The sequence below is a fragment of the Streptomyces sp. NPDC029122 genome, assembly GCF_055569445.1.
Window position 1 is genome coordinate 105,838 of sequence record NZ_JBVHWK010000020.1, and the last position, 15,456, is coordinate 121,293.

Genomic DNA, 15,456 nt, shown 5'->3' on the forward strand with positions numbered 1-15,456 from the left:
ACCCCCCTCCCCCCCCCCCCCTCCCTCCCCCCCCCCCCCCCCCCCCCCCCCCCCCCCCCCCCCCCCCCCCCCCTCTTCCCTCCCCCCCCCCCCCCCCCCCCCCCCCCCCCCCCCCCACGCCTGTTCGGTACCTACGACTACTCGGGCCCGACACCTCACGCCCGCATTCCTCTGGACGGCCGGGCCCCTCACCGACTCCAGCCCCCCGGTGTCACTTGACGCCGGAACTTCCAGTGGGTTGCATACGTTCTGTGATCACATACCGGACATCGGGAGCCGCATCATGGACCCGGTGATCGTCGTCGGCGCGGGGCCCGTCGGGCTGTCCCTGTCCCTCGCCCTCGCCGGCCACGGCGTGCCCAGCGTCCTGCTCGACGAGGGGCCCGGCAAGGAGGAGCCCCGGCCCGCCCGCAGCGTCGTCCTGCACACCGACACCGCGGCCATGGCCCACCGGCTGGGCTGCACGACCCTGCGCGACGAGGGCGCGCCGTACGCGGCCTGGCGCACCATCAGGCGGCGTCAGGAGTCCCGCCGGATCACCTTCGAAGGCCCGGGCGCCCCCCTGCACCTGCCGCAGCACGCCCTCGTGCGCGGCCTGCGCGACGCCGCCGCGGCGCACCCCCTGGTCCAGCTGGTCACCGGCGCCAAGCTGGACTCCCTCGAGCAGGACGGCCACGGGGTCACCGCGCGCACCCGGGGCGCCGAGACCACCTGGTGGCGCGGCAGCCACCTCGTCGGCTGCGACGGGGCCCGCTCCACGGTGCGCAAGCTGCTCGGCATCCGCTTCCCGGGCCGGACCGCCGTCGAGCGGCACGCCGTGGCCGCCCTGCGTGCCGAACTGCCCTGGCCGGGCGAAGCGTTGCTGCACCGCAGCCCGCCGTCCGGGCCGGAGGAGATCACCGCCCGGCCGCTGCCCGACGGGGTGTGGCGGCTCGACTGGCTGCTGCCCGCGCGCGGGGACCTCGTCACCCCGGACGCACTCGTCACCCTCATCCGGGACACGCTGGCCCTGTGGTGCGGCGGCACGACTCCTCCGTACGACCTCATCGACACCGGGGTGCACACGCTCCACCACCGGCTGGCCCTGCGCTGGCGCGACGGCCGGGCCTTCCTCGTCGGGGACGCCGCGCACCTGCTGGGCGCGGTCGGCACCCAGGGCGTCGAGGAGGGGATGCGCGACGCGGAGAACCTCGCCTGGAAGCTGGCCCTGGCCTGGCACCAGGGGGCCTCCGAGGCCCTGCTCGACAGCTACGAGGGCGAACGGCGCACCGCGGTGGCCGCCCGGCTGCGCGCCGCCGACCAGGCCGTGCCCGTACTGCGCGGCGGTGGCGGGCTGCGCACCCTTTTGCCGGGGACCGGGCGGTCCGCGGAGGCCCTGCTGACCGACGGGCACCTGGGGCGGGGGCCGCTGGGCGCGCAGCCCGTGTACGCCCCGCCCGTGGCCGTACGCGAGGTCCCGACGGCGACGGAGCCGGGCGGGCCCGTGGCGAACGTACCGGTGACCGCGCCCGACGGAGCCACCGTCCCGCTGCGCGACCTGCTGGGGCGGGGCCGGCTGCTGGTGCTGCTGGTCGCGCCGGGCACCGGGGTGTGGGACCGGCGGCACTGGCTGGGAGCCGGGGTGATGCCTCGTCTCGCGGCGGCGGTGAGCGCCCTGCCGGTCCCGGCCGACCTGCTGGTCGCCGACGGCTACCCGGGGGCTCCGGCGCACACCGTGCTCCTGGTGCGGCCCGACGGGCACCTGGCGGCCACCTTCGCGGGGGTCCGGCCGGCCGAGCTGTACGAGGCGGCCGACGCCGTCCGGGCGGGAGCCCCGGCGGGCGCTCCCGCCACACCCGCCCCTGTGATCGATTGACCGGTCACGGGGGCGCGTGGTTCACTCGCCGCCATGACCGGCAACGACGTACGCCTGTGGCGGAGGGTCCACATGGACCTGCTCCGCTACGCGGGCTGCGTGTGTCGCCCTTCCTGCTGATTCGCCTTCCCTCCGCGCGCCCCCGTGCCCTGCCGGCCGGCGCGCGCACCTTCGCGAACCCCAGGACGGTCACCACCCATGCCTTCGCCCTTGTCCACGCACGCCCCTGCCCGCTCCGCGGCCCCGACGGCGGCGGAACTGCTCGACTTCGCCCTGCGCACCGCCGCCGACCCCGCGATCGTCGACTCGCTCCCCCTCGACCCGGAGGGCCGGACCTGGATCCGGCTCGACGGGCCGGGCGGCAGTGAGGCCTGGCTGATCGGCTGGCCGCCGGGCACCGGCACCGGCTGGCACGACCACGCCGAGTCCCGGGGCGCGTTCGCCACCGCGCGGGGGCGGCTCACCGAGCGCTCCCTGACGGTGCGTCTGCCCTCGGAGGGCTGGCGGAGCCTGGAGCTGTCCCCCGGTGTGGACCGCAGCCGCAGCCTCGGCGCGGTCAGCGGGCGGGCCTTCGGCGAGCACCACGTCCACGAGGTGCTCAACGAGTCCCCCTCGGAGCACGCGGTCTCCGTCCACGCCTACTATCCGCCGCTGCCGCTGATCCGCCGGTACGGCCGCAGCGGTCCGGTGCTCCGCCTGGAGCACGTCGAGCGCCCGGCGGACTGGCAGTGAGCGCCGCCGTGCCGCCGGCCGGCGTCGACGAGCTGCTGGAGCGGGTCCGCGCGACGTACACCCGCGTCGGCCCGCGGGAGGCCCACGACGCCTGGCGGGCCGGTGACGCCCTGCTGGTGGACATCCGCTACCAGGCGCTGCGCGAGCGGGACGGACTGATCCCGGGCGCGGTGGTCGTGGAGCGCAACGAGCTGGAGTGGCGCCTGGACCCCCAGGGCTCCCACCGGCTGCCGCAGGCCGGTTCCCACGACCTGCGGGTGGTGGTGATCTGCAACGAGGGCTACGCGTCCTCGCTGGCCGTCGCTTCCCTGCACGGGCTGGGCCTGCGCCGCGCGACGGACCTCACGGGCGGCTTCCAGGCGTGGCGCGCCGCGGGCCTGCCCACCACCGCCCCTTCCTGACGTGCCCCTGCCCCTCCTCCGCCGGGTTCCGTCCGGCGAGGGAGGGGCGGGACGCCACCGGGCCCGGGCTACGCCTTGGACGTGGCCACCTCCACCGGGCGCCGCCGGAGCGCGGCCCGGCCCGGAAGGGCGGTGGCGGTCAGGGCCAGCAGCGCGGCCGCGCCGACCACCACCGCGTACACCAGCGGCAGCACCGCCGGCGCCGCTGACCCCGTCATGCCCACGCTGAACGCGGTCAGTACGGCCAGGGAGATCCCCGATCCCAGCACCGCGCCGATCAGCAGTACGGCCAGGGTCTCCGTACGGAGCATCCGCAGTACCTGCCGCCGCTTCGCCCCGGCCAGGCGCAGCATCGCGAACTCCCGGAACCGCTCGGCGGTGGACATCGCCAGGGTGTTGACCACGGCGATGGCGGTGAAGGCCAGCACCAGGCCCATGGCCAGCAGGTTGATCTCGGCTCCGGCCGCCTGCCGCTCCGCCCTCGCCGCGTCGGCCTCGGCCGCGGACAGCACCGACACGCCCGGCGCGGCCAGCTGTTCCCGCCCGACGGCCGGCTCGGCCGCGACGAGCACGGCGGTGGCGAGGGGGTTGTCGACGTGCGCGGCCAGCAGGCCGTGCGGCAGCGTCAGGTCTCCGAAGCCCAGCCCCCGCGCGTACACGGCGGTCACCGTCAGCGTCACCGGCGTCCCGTCGCCCAGGGCCAGCTTCAGCGGGCTGCCGGGGTTCAGTCCCAGCTGGTCGGCGGCGAGTTCGCTGACGGCGACGCCGCCCGGGCCGAAGCCGTCCAGGCTGCCCCGGGTGACCTGCGGGTCCCAGGTACGGGTGAGGCCTTCCGGGGTCACGCCCTGGGCCGCGTACTTGGTCAGGCCGACCCGTACCGAGGTGTGCACGATCTCGGTGGCCGCCGTGACGCCGGGCGTACGGCGGATCCGCTCGGCGGCGTCGGCGCTCACTCCGGGGCCCTGCGGGGTGAGGACCCACTGGGCCCGGATCCCGTCGCGGGCCTGGGCGCGGGCCGCGTCGCCGAGCGTCGGGGTGACGAAGAGCACGGTGCAGGTCATGCCGATCAGCAGGGTGAGCGGGGTGACGGCGGAGGCCATGCGGGTGGCGTTGCCGCGCAGGTTCGCGGTGGCCAGGCGGCCGCCGGGGCCGGCCAGCCGCAGTGGTCCGGCGAGCAGCGCGGTCGCGAGCCGGACCAGCAGCGGTCCGAGCAGCGACACCGCGCCGGCCAGTACGACCACGGCGAGGAAGGTGACCGGGGTGGAGGCGGGCTCGGTGCGCAGCGAGCCGAGGACGACGACCAGCACCGCCCCGCCGGCCAGCAGGAGCAGTCCGGCCGCGATCCGGATCCAGGCGGGGCGTCCGCGCTCGACGGCGGCTTCGGCCAGCGCCTCGGCGGGGCGGATCCGGGCGATCCGCCGTCCGGTGATCCGCGCGGCGGCCCAGGCCCCGAGCAGGCTCGCTCCGACGGCGGCGAACATCGGGAAGATCCCGGCGGTGCGCTCCAGGGTGGCCGGGACCACGCCGGTGGCGACGAAGCGGCCGTGCAGCCAGGCGGCCAGGGGCAGTCCGGCGAGGGAGCCGGTGATTCCGGCGGCCAGGCCCACGAGCAGCGCTTCGCGGCCGATCATGCGGCGCAGCTGCTTGGGGGTGGCGGCGATGGCGCGCAGCAGGGCCAGTTCGCGGTAGCGCTGCTGCACGGAGAGGGCGAAGGTGCCGACGACCACGAGGATCGCGACCAGCAGCGAGGTGCCGCCCATGGCCCCGCCCATGGAGACCAGCTTGATCCGTGCTCCTGCGGCGTCGAGGAACTCGACCGGACCGCGGTCGTCGCCGGCGGCCACCTGTGCGGTGGCGCCCCCGGGGGTGCCGGCCAGGGCCTTCGCGACGCGGCCGGCGAGCTCTGCGGCGTCCGCTCCGGGCCGGGGCAGCACACCGATGGCGCTGACCTGTCCGGCGCGGGCGGCGAGCCGCTCGGCCTCGGCGTCGCTGAAGAACAGCGAGGTCTGTCGGCCGGGGTCGCCGTGGGCGGTCCGCGCGATGCCGCTGACGGTGTACGTCTTGGGCTCGCCGGTGGCCTGCACGGTCAGCCGGGCTCCGGCGCCGAGTCCCGCCCGGGCGGCCAGTGCGCGGTCGACGACGACCTCGTCACCGCCGCGGGGGGCGTGGCCTTCGGCGAGGGTGAAGGGGGTGAGGACGGTGGAGGTCCAGGCGTGTCCGTACGAGGGCTTCGCCGTGCCGCCGGGCGCGTTGACCATCGGCACGGCCTGGAAGGTCAGCTCGGGCACGGCGTGCTCGACGCCCGGGACGGAACGTACGGTCTCCACGGTGGAGGCGGGGAGCCAGGCCCGCTCGGCGACGGGCTTGGCCTTGTGCTTCGTCTTGGTCTTGCCCTTCTTCTCCTTGACCGTCGTCTGGTGGACGTTCTGGTCGGCGGAGACGACCACCGGGGTGCCCGCGTAGCGCTCGGGGGCGATCCGGCCGCGGAGTCCGGTCTCCAGGAGGGTGCCGCAGGCGGTGATCAGGGCCGCCGCGCACAGGAGCGCGACGAAGGCTCCGAGGAAGCCGGCCTTGCGGTCCCGGAGGGTCTGAAGGGCGTAACGCAGCATCATGCGGTCTACTCTGGCCGCGCACCGGTTTCCCGGCACTGGAGCGCCCCGGCGTCCTCGTCCGGGGGCTACCCCCACCCCCGGGCCGCCGCCCCGGGGCCGGCCGCCGGACCGGGCTCAGTGCCCGGGATACCCCGGCTCGTCGGCGTCCCCGCACTCGGCCTCGGCCTCCAGCGCGCGCCGGACCACCCGCAGGGCCATGCCCTCCGGGTATCCCTTGCGGGCGAGCATCCCGGCGAGGCGCCGGAGCCGCTTGTCCCGCTCCAGCCCCCGGGTGCCGCGGAGCTTGCGCTCCACGAGTTCCCGGGCGGTCTTCTCCTCCTGCTCGGAGTCGAGCTGCTCCAGGGCTTCCTGGACGAGGGTGGTGTGCACCCCCTTGGTCCGCAGCTCCTGCGCGAGCGCCCGGCGGGCCAGGCCCCGGCCGCGGTGCCGGGACTCCACCCAGGCCCCGGCGAAGGCGGCGTCGTCGATCAGGCCCACCTCCTCGTACCGGGAGAGGACTTCCTGCGACACCTCCTCGGGGATGCCCCGTTTCGCCAGGGCCTCCTCGAGCTGCCGCCGGGTGCGCGGCATCCCGGTGAGCAGGCGCAGGCAGATCGCCCGCGCCTGCTCCTCGGGACTCTGGGGCGGCAGCTCCTGGCGGCCCTCACGGCCACCCCTCGCCCTGCCGCCCCTCTCCTGCTCTTCCCGCACGGTCAGCTCTTGGCCACGGCGGCCTTGGCCGCCGGCTTGGCCTTCGACGCCGGGGCGGGCACGGAGGCGTCGGCCGCCGGCGCGGCGGCGGGCTCGACGGCCTCGCTGTCCTTGCGGACGCCCACGCCGAGCTTCTCCTTGATCTTCCGCTCGATCTCGTTGGCGAGGTCGGGGTTGTCCTTCAGGAAGTTGCGGGCGTTCTCCTTGCCCTGGCCCAGCTGGTCACCCTCGTACGTGTACCAGGCGCCGGCCTTGCGGATGAAGCCGTGCTCCACGCCCATGTCGATCAGGCCGCCCTCGCGGCTGATGCCCTGGCCGTAGAGGATGTCGAACTCGGCCTGCTTGAAGGGAGGCGCGACCTTGTTCTTGACGACCTTGCAGCGGGTGCGGTTGCCGACCGCCTCCGTGCCGTCCTTCAGGGTCTCGATGCGGCGGATGTCGATGCGCACGGAGGCGTAGAACTTTAGCGCGCGGCCACCGGTCGTGGTCTCCGGCGAGCCGAACATCACGCCGATCTTCTCGCGGAGCTGGTTGATGAAGATCGCGGTGGTCTTGGACTGGTTCAGCGCACCGGTGATCTTGCGGAGCGCCTGGCTCATCAGGCGGGCCTGGAGACCCACGTGGGAGTCGCCCATCTCACCCTCGATCTCCGCGCGCGGTACGAGCGCCGCGACGGAGTCGATGACGATCAGGTCGAGCGCGCCGGAGCGGACCAGCATGTCGACGATCTCGAGCGCCTGCTCACCGGTGTCCGGCTGGGACAGGATGAGGTTGTCGGTGTCCACGCCGAGGGCCTTGGCGTATTCGGGGTCGAGCGCGTGCTCGGCGTCCACGAAGGCCACGGTGCCGCCGGCCTTCTGCGCGTTGGCCACGGCGTGCAGGGTCAGGGTCGTCTTACCGGAGGACTCCGGGCCGTAGATCTCGACCACACGGCCGCGCGGCAGACCGCCGACGCCGAGGGCGATGTCCAGCGCGGTCGACCCGGTGGGGATGACCTCGATGGGGTCGTTCGGCTTGTCGCCGAGGCGCATGACCGCACCCTTGCCGAATTGCCGTTCAATCTGTGCGAGCGCGGCGTCGAGAGCCTTCTCGCGGTCGGTGCCTGCCATGGGTTCCACCCGGTTTGCTTGAGTCGATCGCTTCACGCCATTGACGCTAACGCCTGCCACTGACAATGCGCTCCCACGCCCGTCCTGGCTGTGGATAACCCATCAGAATGGATGTTCGATTTCTCTGTCAAGCCAGCCACGCGCCACCCCGGCGGGCGGTTTGTCCCGTGCCGTCGGAGCTTGATCGCGCGGGCCGTCGTCGGCCAGGTGTGTGCGCCCCACGCGCTGCCGTGGCCGCGGCCACGGCCGTAGCTCAAGTGTTGCTCTGAGATGAAGGGAAGAGGGTTGGCCGCTGTGCTGTCAGGTGACACTGCCGACAGGCGAAGTGGGCCGAAACGGGGGCGGATCAGCTATGGGGCGGGTGTTCCGGTGGATCGTGAGGGGCTCGGGCGAGACGCGGGCTCTGGATGTGTACGACGTGGCGTTCCTGGCGGGCGGGGCCCGGCGGGTGGTGGACAGCGCGGTCATCGCGCTGAACCGGCGCGGGCTGCTCGTGGTGCACGCCTCGCAGGTGCGTACGGTGGATGAGGAGCAGCCCCCGCACGCGGTCGAGCGCGCCGTGGTCGCCTTCTGCGGGCACGCCAAGAGCATCGACAGCGTACGGGCCGGCCTGCGACGCTCCCCGGAGATCGAAGAGATCGGCCGCGGGCTGGCCGTATGGGGCCTGGTGGCGGGCGCGGACCGTCAGCCGACCCGTGCGGGCCGGCGACACCTCCAGCAGGCCGAGCGTGATCCGGACATGCCCGAGTACGTCCTGCGCGGGGCCGCGCGCCTCCTGGACGCGACGGTGCGACACCCGGTCGGCCGCACTCAGGCGGTCCCGCCACGTCACGGCCCCACTCCGAGGCGCGGCCGCCAGGGTCCGACGTCGGGGCGCAGGTTCTCGCGCCTGGACGTCGACTCCGCTCCATACTTCGACAGCGGAGGCGGCGGAGGTGGCGGCGGAGGTGGCGGCGGAGACGGAGGAGGAGGCGGCGGCGGAGGCGGCGGCGGCGGAGGCGAGTAAGCGCTCACGGGCCACTTCACTACGGGGACAGGACACGGGCGGTGCAGGTGACCGAGCCTTCCGGTCGGCGACCTGCGTCACCCCAGTGCCCGCGGTCGTCCTCCCCGGTTGTGCGTGCCGCACCGCGTCGCGGATCGGGCGCCGGACCCCGCCCAGACCGAGCCCCGGCGCCGTGGGCGGCCGGGGCTCGGGGGTGGATACCGGGTGGGGTTACGGCTTCGGGACCGCGCAGCCGGGGCGGGTCAGGTCGATCTGGTTGCCGGGGCCGATGCAGGGGACGAGGGTGTAGGTCTGCTGGGCGTAGTTGATGCCCCGGCGGACCGTGACGTTGCCGCTCTCGTCCACCTCGCACGGGTTGTTGTCCGTGCAGCGCTGGCCGGCCTCGTTGCCCGTGTTGTTGACGGCGACGACCTTGCCGGTGGTCGTGTCGATGACCGGGGAGCCCGAGGTGCCGCCGATGGTGTTGCAGGACGAGGTGTAGCGGACCGAGTCCTTCCAGGTCCAGGCGCCCTCCTTGAGGCGGTACGCGAACCCGTCGACGTTGCAGCTGTAGGTGCGCTTCCAGTAGCCGGAGACGACCTTGATGGCCGAACCCTGCGCCGGCCGGGCGTCGTTGAGGGTGAGCGCGCTGATCCCGTACTGGCTCTGGATCTGCGCGTACGTCGTGGTCAGCTGGTAGAGCGAGACGTCCGTGTCGGTCATCGTCCCGTACGCGATCTTGCTGGCGCGCAGCGTCGCGACCTTCGAGCCGGCGGCGTTGAGCAGGGAGAACGTACGGCTGGACGCCCGGTTCACGAGGACCTCGCCGGGCGCCGGGAAACCGGTTTCCAGGCAGTGGCCGTTGGACAGGACGAGCGCGGGGTCGCCGGGCTGGGAGCCGGGGGCGCGGACGACGGAGCCGGAGCAGTTGCTGAGCGCGACCGTGCCCGCGTAGGTGACCGCGACGGCGGGCGCGGTGTCGGTGGCCGAGGCCATGGCCGGGGCCGCTGCCGCTCCGGTCAGGAGTAAGGAGAGCGCGACGGCGGCGAGAGGCTTGTTCATGTGGGGGTCCCCTCTGGTGACGGATGCGACCGAAGATCCTTCGGTTGTCATGCGCATTCTCAAACCAGAGGGCAGCAACTCACAAGAGGGCCTTCCCCGTTGAGGACCGGATCCACCGGAACGGCCGGAAGCCCACCGGGAAGCCATCCGGAAGCAATCATTCCAACACCCCACGAGGCGGGCGGGACTGTCGATACCGGGGCGCACGGGCCAGCCCCCCGGGCCGCGCCGGAAGGCCCCCGGAACGGCCGGTACTCTGCGGTGCCCCCGACGACGGGGGCCCCGAAATTCCGCTCAGGAGGACCCATGGCCATCAAGAAGGCCACGATCCAGCAGCAGGTGGCAGACGCCCTCGCCCAGGCCAACCCCGCCGACCGGCCCATCGTCACGATCCAGGCCATCGCCGGCCCCAGCGTGTGGCTGATGAGCATGCTCGGCCTCATCGGCCAGGCGTTCCTCTCGTACTACTTCGTCACCGTGACCGAGCAGGCCGTGGTGCTCCACAAGGCGAGCCGCATGAGCAACCGCCCCCAGGAGATCGTCTTCGCGATATCGCCCGCCGAGGCCGCCGGCAGCATCACCGAGGTCAAGCGCAACGCCGTCTGGAGCTCGTTCCGCATGCAGCTGCCCGGGCAGGCCGCACCGACCCGGATGAACGTGCACCGCATCTGGCGCGGCGAGATGGACCAGCTGCTCGGCCTGCTCACGGGTCAGGGCCAGCCCGCCGCCTGACGCCCGACGGTCCGGCACGGCGGAGGGGACCCGTCCCCAGCCCCCTCCGCCCCCGCCCCGCTCACCACCAGTACACGGGGTACCGCACCGCCCCCCGCCGCGCGCGCGAGGCCGCCATCCCCGCCAGCACCAGCAGCATCGCCGCCCCCGCGAGCAGCGGTACGAACACCACCGGATCCGGCGCCTGGAGCACCACCACCACAGTGGTCGCCGCCGCCGGCGAATGCGGGGTCCGGGCCAAGGTCATGACCCCCACCGCCAGCCCCGCCGCCAGCGCCGCCACCCACGGCGCGCCCCCCAGCAGGGCCAGCCCCAGGTAGCCCACCGCCGCGCACAGCAGGTGCCCGGCGACGACGCTGCGCGGCTGCGCCAGCGGCAGCGCGGGTACGCCGTAGACGATCGCCGCGCTCGCCGCGATCGGCGGGATCAGCACCGGCTCGCGCAGGACCGCGCCGATGCCGACGAGCGCCAGCAGCGCCGCCGCCGCCACCCCGCCGCTGTGCAGGGCGGTGACCCGGGCGGGCGACGCGGGCGCGGGGGCCCGCCCCGCCAGCGGGTTCGGGAGGGCCGGGCGGCCGCGACCGGGCGCCTTCGCGGCCCGGCCGGTACGGGTGTCACTCGTGTCCACGCTCATGGGGCCAGATCTACGCACCCCTCACATCCCAGCCCTATACGACAGCCCCACGCGCTCCGGCCACCCCGGACGCCGCCCGAGTGACAACCTTTGGTTGACACCCCTCGACTGTCAACCTAGGGTTGCATCCATGACGAACCCTTCGGTGGAACCCGTTCGCATGACCAACCCGGTACGCCTCGACGACCTGATCGAGGCCATCAAGAAGGTCCACTCCGACACCCTCGACCAGCTCAGCGACGCCGTCGTCGCCGCCGAACACCTCGGCGACGTGGCCGACCACCTCATCGGCCACTTCGTCGACCAGGCCCGCCGCTCCGGCGCCTCCTGGACCGACATCGGCCGCAGCATGGGCGTCACCCGCCAGGCCGCGCAGAAGCGCTTCGTCCCCAAGGCGGACAAGGACGGCGACCCGGGCCTCGACCCGAACGCGGGCTTCGGCCGCTTCACCCCCCGCGCCCGCAACGTCGTCATGTCCGCGCAGAACGAGGCCCGCGCGGCCGGCAACACCGAGATCCGCACCGAGCACCTGCTGCTCGGCCTGCTCGCCGAACCCGAGGGCCTGGCGGGCCACGTCCTCACCGCCCGCGGCGTCACCCCGGAAGCCCTGCGCGCCGCCGCGACCGCCTCACTGCCCCCGGCGGAGCAGGACGTCCCCGAGCTCGTCCCCTTCGACGCGAACGCCAAGAAGGCCCTGGAGCTCACCTTCCGCGAGGCGCTGCGCCTGGGCCACGGCTACGTCGGCACCGAGCACGTCCTGCTCGCGCTCCTGGAGCTGGAGAACGGCGAGGGCCCGCTCAGCGGCGCCGGCCTCGACAAGGCCGCCGCCGAGGCGACCGTCACCGAAGTCCTCGGAGCCGTACTCGGCGGCGACGGAGAGAAGTAGCCCCGCCGGCCGCCGCGCCCGTCAGCTCGTACCGCTTCACGTACGCGCCGAGGAAGGCCTGCAGGGTGGCGACGGCCGGGATCGCGATGAGCGCCCCGACCGCGCCCAGCAGGGCGGTGCCCGCGATGACCGACCCGAAGGCCACGGCGGGGTGGATGTCCACCGTCTTGGAGGTCAGCTTCGGCTGGAGCACGTAGTTCTCGAACTGCTGGTACACCACCACGAACCCGAGGACGTACAGGGCGAACCAAGGATTGACGGCGAACGCGATCAGGATCGGCAGCGCGCCCGCCAGATAGGTGCCGATGGTGGGGATGAACTGCGAGACCAGCCCCACCCACACGGCGAGCGCGGGCGCGTACGGCACCTCGAGCACCGCGAAGAGGACGTAGTGCGCGAGGCCCGAGACCAGCGCCATCAGTCCGCGCGAGTAGAGGTAGCCGCCCGTCTTCACCACGGCGATCTCCCAGGCGCGCAGCACCTCGCGCTGCTTGGCGGGCGGCAGTACGGAGCACAGCGCGCGCCGCAGCCTGGGCCCGTCGGCGGCGAAGTAGAAGGAGAACAGGAAGACCGTCAGCAGCCTGAAGAGCCCGCCGAGCACGGTGGCGGACACGTCGAGCACGCCGCTGGCGCTGTTCTGCACGTACTTCTGGAGCCACTCGGAATGCAGCAGGCTGTCCTGGATCTCCAGCCGGGACAGTTCGGTGCGGAAGGTCCGGTTGATCGAGTCGATCACCGAGTCGAGGTAGCGCGGGAAGCCCTCGACCATCTCGATGATCTGCCCGGCGAGCATGGAGCCGAGCAGCGCGAGGAATCCGGCGGCGAAGGCGAACACGGCCAGGAACACCAGGAAGGTGGCGAGCCCGCGGCGCATGCCGCGGGCCGCCATCCTGGCCACGGCCGGTTCGATCGCGAGCGCGAGGAAGAACGCGATCAGGATGTTGACGAGCAGCCCGGTCAGCTGGTGGAAGGCCCAGCTGCCGAGCTGGAAGCACGCGACGAGGGCCAGTACGAGGACCACGGCGCGCGGCAGCCAGCGGGGCATCCGCGCGTCCGCGCCCGCCCCGGCGGTGCCGGGCGGGCCCTCGGCCCCGCCGCCCGCGCCCGTCGCCGGGACGGTACCGGGCGAAGGGTTCCCGGGCCCGCCGTCCGCGTCGCCCCGCCCCGGGAAGGGCGGCCCCGCCGGGGCCGCGGGGCCGGCCCGAAGCCCCGCGTCCTGCGGGGCTTCGGGCCGGCCGGTCGTCTCGTCTTTCGCTGCCACGCGTCCAGTCTGTCCCACCGTCCGCCCTGACCACGCAGCCGTCCGCCCGCGGCGCGCGCCCGCCGGTCCCGCGCGGGGGCGGCCCGGGCGGTGCGTCAGCGCGTCAGCGCAGCGAGGCCGGCACGTCCATCGCGGAACACACCGCGCGCCACACGTCCTTGGCCTCCCAGCCGGCGTCCAGCGCCTGGTGGACGGTGCGCCCGCCCAGTTCGGCCATCACGTGGTCCCGGGCGAAGGAGTCCGCGTAGGCCGCGCCGAAGTGCTCGGCCATCCGCTCCCAGAAAATCGTCAACCGCATGCCTCCAGTATCCCGCCCCGGAGAGTGCACCGGCCCCGTTGCCCCCTGTGCCCCCGTGCGCGCGCCCTACGGTGTCACGCATGCCTGGAGACGAAGCTTCCGCGCCGGCCCCACCGGGCCCGGCCGCACCCTCGGCCCCCTCCGCCCTTCCCGCCGCGTCCACCCCGCTGGCCCGCGCCGAGCGGTTCGTCTGGCTGACGGCCCGGGTACTGGAGCAGCGGCGGTTCGCGTTCCACTTCCTCGGCGGGGACCCCGACGCGGTGGACGCCGCGCTCGGCTCCTACCTCGGCCAGGACGGGGGCTACGGGCACGCGCTCGACCCCGACCTGCGCGGCCCGCTGAGCCAGCCCCTGCACACCGCGTACGCCCTGCGGATCCTCGACGGCCTCGGCCGGTGCGCCGGGCAGCGCGTCGAGCGGCTCTGCCGCCACCTGACCCGGGTCTCCACCCCGGAGGGCGCGCTCCCGCTGGTCGTCCCGGGCCCGCGCGACTATCCGGCCGCCCCCTACCACCCGGTGTGCGACGACCCGCCGGGGTCTCTGCTGACCACGGGCCCCGTCGTCGGGGTGCTGCACCGCAACCGGATCTGGCACGCCTGGCTGTTCCGGGCCACGGACTTCTGCTGGGAGCGGGTCGAGGCGCTGCGCCGCCCTCACCCCTACGAGGTCCGCGGCGCGGTGGCCTTCCTCGACGGCGCCCCCGACCGGGCCCGCGCCGCGGCGGCCGCCGACCGGCTGGGCCGGCTGGTGCGCGAGCGGCGGCTGGCGGTGCTCAAACCGGACCGGCGCGCGGAGTACCCGGCCGTGCCCGGCGGCGCACCGGGCGAGCAGCTGTTCCCGTACGACTACGCGCGGCGGCCGGAGTCGCTGGCCCGAGGCTGGTTCACCGACGAGGAGATGCGGCGCTCGCTGGACTTCCTCGCGGCGGAGCAGCAGCCCGACGGAGGCTGGCCGGTCCGCCGCCGGGCCTGGGCACCGGGCAGCTCGCTGGAGCGCCGGCCGATCGCCACCCTGGAGGCCCTGCTGACGCTGCGGGCGTACGGGCGGCCGCCGGGGGCGCCCGCCGAGGCTGTGCCGTCGAAGTAGCGCCGGACCAGGCGGGACTTCGCCGACACGGCCGAGGGCGGCGGGGTCAGCCTCCCAGGGCCCGGACGCCCGCGGTGACCACCACCGCCGCGCCGACGACCACCAGGAACGGAGCCCGCAGCAGCAGCGCGGCCCCGGCGGCGGCGAGCCCGGCGGCCCGGGCGTCGAGGACCAGCGCGTGGCCGGTGCTGAAGGTCTGCTGGGCGGTGAGCGCGGCGAGCAGCGCGACGGGCAGCAGGGCGGAGAGCCTCCGTACGACGGGCCGCTCCAGGGCCCCCGCGGGCACGAGCAGTCCGGCGAGCTTGACGGCGTAGCATCCGGCGACGGTGAGCCCGATGGCGATCCAGACGTTCACGAGCGCCCTCCCTTCGGCGATCGGCAGCCCTTCAGCCACAGCACCGCGGGCGCGGCCAGTGCGGCGATCAGTACGGGCACCCCGGCGGGCAGCACCGGCAGGAAGCCCAGCCCCAGCACCAGGGCGAGGGCGGCGACGGCCCGCTCGGTGGCGCTCTTCAGCATCGGCGCGAGCAGGGCGAGGAACACGGCGGGTCCGGCGGCGTCCAGCCCCCACGCGGCGGTGTCCCCGATGGCCTCGGCGCCGAGCGCGCCCAGCAGGGTGGTGAGGTTCCACAGCACGTACAGGGCGAGCCCGGTCACGGTGAAGCCGAGCCGGGCCGACCGGCGGTCGGGCTGTGCCAGGGCCACGGCGGTGGTCTCGTCGATCACCCAGTGCGCGGCGAGGGGCCGTACGGCCCTCGGCAGCGCGAGCAGCTGGGACAGCCGCAGCCCGTAGAAGGCGTTGCGGGTGCCGAGGAAGAAGGCCCCGGCGGCGGCGGTGAACGGGTTCCCGCCCGCCGCGAGGGCTCCGACCAGCGCGAACTGCGAGGCGCCGGTGAAGACGAGCAGGCTCAGCGCACAGGCCTGAAGCACGCTGATCCCGGCCCCGGCCGCCGTCACCCCGAACGCGAACCCCGACAGCCCGACGGCCACGCCGACCCCGAGCGAATCCCGCACGACGGCGGCGCGCGGCCTGCCGTCGACGGCCCCCCGGGGGGCCTCCTGCATCACCATTCGTTGTTCTCCCACGCCGCGAACGTACGCGGGGCGGTGCGGG

At 74.5% G+C, this 15,456-nt stretch carries 16 protein-coding genes and 1 pseudogene; 8 read left to right on the top strand and 9 right to left on the bottom strand.

All coding sequences use genetic code 11. The features are described from left to right. Positions 1-283: 283 nt before the first annotated feature. The 4 genes from ACZ4WZ_RS22770 to ACZ4WZ_RS22785 all read left to right on the top strand — a co-directional run bounded on the left by ACZ4WZ_RS22770 (position 284) and on the right by ACZ4WZ_RS22785 (position 2,988). Positions 284-1,855 carry an FAD-dependent oxidoreductase gene (locus ACZ4WZ_RS22770; RefSeq protein WP_467892922.1) on the top strand — a complete coding sequence of 524 codons (1,572 nt, stop codon included), beginning with the start codon at positions 284-286 and terminating at the stop codon, positions 1,853-1,855. Positions 1,856-1,888: 33 nt separating this feature from the next. Further along, positions 1,889-1,975: a putative leader peptide gene (locus ACZ4WZ_RS22775; protein WP_311318651.1), complete on the top strand. Its 87-nt coding sequence runs from the start codon at positions 1,889-1,891 to the stop codon at positions 1,973-1,975. 78 nt (positions 1,976-2,053) lie between these two features. Continuing rightward, the gene (locus tag ACZ4WZ_RS22780) at positions 2,054-2,587 is read left to right on the top strand and encodes a cupin domain-containing protein (RefSeq protein WP_467892924.1); all 534 of its coding nucleotides are present in this window, start codon (positions 2,054-2,056) and stop codon (positions 2,585-2,587) included. Next, on the top strand, positions 2,584-2,988 hold the full coding sequence (locus ACZ4WZ_RS22785) for a rhodanese-like domain-containing protein (protein ID WP_467892926.1): 405 nt from the start codon (positions 2,584-2,586) through the stop codon (positions 2,986-2,988). The genes ACZ4WZ_RS22780 and ACZ4WZ_RS22785 overlap by 4 nt, the downstream gene beginning before the upstream one ends. Positions 2,989-3,056: 68 nt before the next feature. Here the strand turns inward: ACZ4WZ_RS22785 and ACZ4WZ_RS22790 are convergent, their stop codons facing one another. From ACZ4WZ_RS22790 to recA, 3 genes and pseudogenes are all read right to left on the bottom strand, one after another. Further along, positions 3,057-5,600: an FtsX-like permease family protein gene (locus ACZ4WZ_RS22790; RefSeq protein WP_467892927.1), complete on the bottom strand. Its 2,544-nt coding sequence runs from the start codon at positions 5,598-5,600 to the stop codon at positions 3,057-3,059. Positions 5,601-5,714: 114 nt separating this feature from the next. Next, a pseudogene (gene recX / locus ACZ4WZ_RS22795) lies at positions 5,715-6,371 on the bottom strand (recombination regulator RecX); the annotation flags it as partial. Then, on the bottom strand, positions 6,293-7,399 hold the full coding sequence (recA, locus tag ACZ4WZ_RS22800; protein WP_467892928.1) for a recombinase RecA: 1,107 nt from the start codon (positions 7,397-7,399) through the stop codon (positions 6,293-6,295). The gene recA and the pseudogene recX, both read right to left, overlap by 79 nt. 352 nt (positions 7,400-7,751) lie before the next feature. On the opposite strand from recA, the gene ACZ4WZ_RS22805 reads away from it, so the two are divergent. Beyond that, the gene (locus ACZ4WZ_RS22805) at positions 7,752-8,405 is read left to right on the top strand and encodes a TIGR04222 domain-containing membrane protein (protein WP_467892930.1); all 654 of its coding nucleotides are present in this window, start codon (positions 7,752-7,754) and stop codon (positions 8,403-8,405) included. 210 nt (positions 8,406-8,615) lie between these two features. On the opposite strand, the gene ACZ4WZ_RS22810 is transcribed toward ACZ4WZ_RS22805, so the two are convergent. Next, positions 8,616-9,446, bottom strand: coding sequence for a S1 family peptidase (locus tag ACZ4WZ_RS22810; RefSeq protein WP_467892931.1), 831 nt, complete (start codon positions 9,444-9,446; stop codon positions 8,616-8,618). Between the two features lie 306 nt (positions 9,447-9,752). Between ACZ4WZ_RS22810 and ACZ4WZ_RS22815 the strand changes: the two genes are divergently transcribed. Then, complete coding sequence (locus ACZ4WZ_RS22815; protein WP_467892933.1) at positions 9,753-10,178, top strand: hypothetical protein; 426 nt, start codon at positions 9,753-9,755, stop codon at positions 10,176-10,178. A 61-nt stretch (positions 10,179-10,239) separates the two neighbouring features. Here the strand turns inward: ACZ4WZ_RS22815 and ACZ4WZ_RS22820 are convergent, their stop codons facing one another. After that, positions 10,240-10,812, bottom strand: coding sequence for an HPP family protein (locus ACZ4WZ_RS22820; protein ID WP_467892935.1), 573 nt, complete (start codon positions 10,810-10,812; stop codon positions 10,240-10,242). A gap of 130 nt (positions 10,813-10,942) precedes the next feature. Here ACZ4WZ_RS22820 and ACZ4WZ_RS22825 point away from each other — a divergent pair, with 130 nt between their 5' ends. Continuing rightward, positions 10,943-11,698 carry a Clp protease N-terminal domain-containing protein gene (locus ACZ4WZ_RS22825; protein WP_467892937.1) on the top strand — a complete coding sequence of 252 codons (756 nt, stop codon included), beginning with the start codon at positions 10,943-10,945 and terminating at the stop codon, positions 11,696-11,698. Here the strand turns inward: ACZ4WZ_RS22825 and ACZ4WZ_RS22830 are convergent. Continuing rightward, complete coding sequence (locus ACZ4WZ_RS22830) at positions 11,652-12,743, bottom strand: AI-2E family transporter (protein ID WP_467892969.1); 1,092 nt, start codon at positions 12,741-12,743, stop codon at positions 11,652-11,654. The two genes, ACZ4WZ_RS22825 and ACZ4WZ_RS22830, sit on opposite strands and share 47 nt — an antisense overlap. 319 nt (positions 12,744-13,062) lie before the next feature. Beyond that, complete coding sequence (locus ACZ4WZ_RS22835; protein WP_388938171.1) at positions 13,063-13,257, bottom strand: DUF3046 domain-containing protein; 195 nt, start codon at positions 13,255-13,257, stop codon at positions 13,063-13,065. An 80-nt stretch (positions 13,258-13,337) separates the two neighbouring features. Here ACZ4WZ_RS22835 and ACZ4WZ_RS22840 point away from each other — a divergent pair, with 80 nt between their 5' ends. Beyond that, positions 13,338-14,342, top strand: coding sequence for a hypothetical protein (locus tag ACZ4WZ_RS22840; RefSeq protein WP_467892938.1), 1,005 nt, complete (start codon positions 13,338-13,340; stop codon positions 14,340-14,342). Between the two features lie 46 nt (positions 14,343-14,388). On the opposite strand, the gene ACZ4WZ_RS22845 is transcribed toward ACZ4WZ_RS22840, so the two are convergent. Together ACZ4WZ_RS22845 and ACZ4WZ_RS22850 are read right to left on the bottom strand one after the other, a co-directional pair. Beyond that, positions 14,389-14,697 carry an AzlD domain-containing protein gene (locus tag ACZ4WZ_RS22845; RefSeq protein ID WP_388938167.1) on the bottom strand — a complete coding sequence of 103 codons (309 nt, stop codon included), beginning with the start codon at positions 14,695-14,697 and terminating at the stop codon, positions 14,389-14,391. Next, positions 14,694-15,413, bottom strand: coding sequence for an AzlC family ABC transporter permease (locus ACZ4WZ_RS22850; protein WP_467892970.1), 720 nt, complete (start codon positions 15,411-15,413; stop codon positions 14,694-14,696). The genes ACZ4WZ_RS22845 and ACZ4WZ_RS22850 overlap by 4 nt, the downstream gene beginning before the upstream one ends. Positions 15,414-15,456 lie beyond the last annotated feature (43 nt).